Raw genomic sequence first — 2530 nt, forward strand, 5'->3', positions numbered from 1 at the left:
CCGAACCCACCAGGGTTGAAAACCTGGGGGATGACCTGTGGTTAGGGGTGAAAGGCCAATCAAACTTCGTGATAGCTGGTTCTCCCCGAAATGCATTTAGGTGCAGCGTCACGTGTTTCTTGCCGGAGGTAGAGCTACTGGATGGCCGATGGGCCCTACAAGGTTACTGACGTCAGCCAAACTCCGAATGCCGGTAAGTGAGAGCGTGGCAGTGAGACTGCGGGGGATAAGCTCCGTAGTCGAGAGGGAAACAGCCCAGACCACCAGCTAAGGCCCCTAAGCGTGTGCTAAGTGGGAAAGGATGTGGAGTTGCACAGACAACCAGGAGGTTGGCTTAGAAGCAGCCACCCTTGAAAGAGTGCGTAATAGCTCACTGGTCAAGTGATTCCGCGCCGACAATGTAGCGGGGCTCAAGTACACCGCCGAAGCTGTGGCATTCACATATTGCTAGGCCTTCGTGGTCCAGGCGTGTGGATGGGTAGGGGAGCGTCGTGTGGGCAGTGAAGCTGCGGGGTAACCCAGTGGTGGAGCCTACACGAGTGAGAATGCAGGCATGAGTAGCGAAAGACGGGTGAGAAACCCGTCCGCCGAATGACCAAGGGTTCCAGGGCCAGGTTAATCCGCCCTGGGTAAGTCGGGACCTAAGGCGAGGCCGACAGGCGTAGTCGATGGACAAGGAGTTGAGATTCTCCTACCGGCGAAGAACCGCCCATACCGAGCCCGGTGATGCTAAGCGCCCGAATCCCCCCGCCGTTCCTTCGGGAACACTGGGTGGGCCTAGCGCGCGACCCGATCCGGTAGTAGGTAAGCGTATTAACAGGGGTGACGCAGGAAGGTAGCCCGGCGTGGCGATGGTTGTCCACGTCCAAGGTCGCAGGGTGAGCAGCAGGCAAATCCGCTGCTCGTTGAGCCCGAGGGCTGATGGTGACCGCATTAGCGGGATAACAGGGTGATCCTATGCTGCCAAGAAAAGCCTCGGCGCGAGGTTCTAGCCGCCCGTACCCCAAACCGACTCAGGTGGTCAGGTAGAGAATACTAAGGCGATCGAGTGAATCGTGGTTAAGGAACTCGGCAAAATGCCCCCGTAACTTCGGGAGAAGGGGGGCCCTAAGCGTGAAGCCGCTTGCCGGCTAGCGTGGAGGGCCGCAGAGACCAGGGAGAAGCGACTGTTTACTAAAAACACAGGTCCGTGCGAAGTCGCAAGACGATGTATACGGACTGACGCCTGCCCGGTGCTGGAAGGTTAAGAGGACGGGTCAGCTCTTCGGAGCGAAGCTCAGAATTTAAGCCCCAGTAAACGGCGGTGGTAACTATAACCATCCTAAGGTAGCGAAATTCCTTGTCGGGTAAGTTCCGACCTGCACGAATGGCGTAACGACTTCTCCGCTGTCTCAACCGCGAACTCGGCGAAATTGCACTACGAGTAAAGATGCTCGTTACGCGCAGCAGGACGGAAAGACCCCGGGACCTTTACTATAGCTTGGTATTGGTGTTCGGTGCGGCTTGTGTAGGATAGGTGGGAGACTGCGAAGCTCACGCGCCAGCGTGGGTGGAGTCAACGTTGAAATACCACTCTGGTCGCTCTGGACTCCTAACCTCGGTCCGTGATCCGGATCAGGGACAGTGCCTGGTGGGTAGTTTAACTGGGGCGGTTGCCTCCTAAAATGTAACGGAGGCGCTCAAAGGTTCCCTCAGCCTGGTTGGCAATCAGGTGGCGAGTGCAAGTGCACAAGGGAGCTTGACTGTGAGACTGACAGGTCGAGCAGGGACGAAAGTCGGAACTAGTGATCCGGCGGTGGCTTGTGGAAGCGCCGTCGCTCAACGGATAAAAGGTACCCCGGGGATAACAGGCTGATCTTGCCCAAGAGTCCATATCGACGGCATGGTTTGGCACCTCGATGTCGGCTCGTCGCATCCTGGGGCTGGAGTAGGTCCCAAGGGTTGGGCTGTTCGCCCATTAAAGCGGTACGCGAGCTGGGTTTAGAACGTCGTGAGACAGTTCGGTCCCTATCCGCTGCGCGCGCAGGAAACTTGAGAAGGGCTGTCCCTAGTACGAGAGGACCGGGACGGACGAACCTCTGGTGTGCCAGTTGTTCCGCCAGGAGCACCGCTGGTTAGCTACGTTCGGAAGGGATAACCGCTGAAAGCATCTAAGCGGGAAGCCTGCTTCAAGATGAGGTTTCCAACCCCGTATGGGGGAGAGGCACCCAGCTAGACCACTGGGTAGATAGGCCGGATGTGGGAGCGGGGACTAACGACCCGTGAAGCTGACCGGTACTAATCAGCCGACAACTTACCAACAACAATTCTTGTTTCGCGTCCACTGTGCGGTTCTAGAGCCACCGGCACACCCCCTGACCGGGGGTCCCGAACAGGTTCATAGAGTTACGGCGGTCATAGCGAAGGGGAAACGCCCGGTCCCATTCCGAACCCGGAAGCTAAGCCCTTCAGCGCCGATGGTACTGCCCTGGTGACGGGGTGGGAGAGTAGGACGCCGCCGAACACCCATTCAACCGAAGGCCACCCCCAC

General features: G+C 58.1%; 2 rRNA genes. Both read left to right on the top strand.

The features are described 5' to 3' along the window. Positions 1 to 2301 (top strand): 23S ribosomal RNA (locus tag ACFT5B_RS19420); the annotation flags it as partial. An 85-nt stretch (positions 2302 to 2386) separates the two neighbouring features. After that, positions 2387 to 2503, top strand: a 5S ribosomal RNA gene (rrf, locus tag ACFT5B_RS19425). Positions 2504 to 2530: the final 27 nt, after the last annotated feature.

The sequence above is a fragment of the Luteimicrobium sp. NPDC057192 genome (assembly GCF_042670205.1).
Taxonomy (GTDB): Bacteria; Actinomycetota; Actinomycetes; order Actinomycetales; family Cellulomonadaceae; genus Luteimicrobium.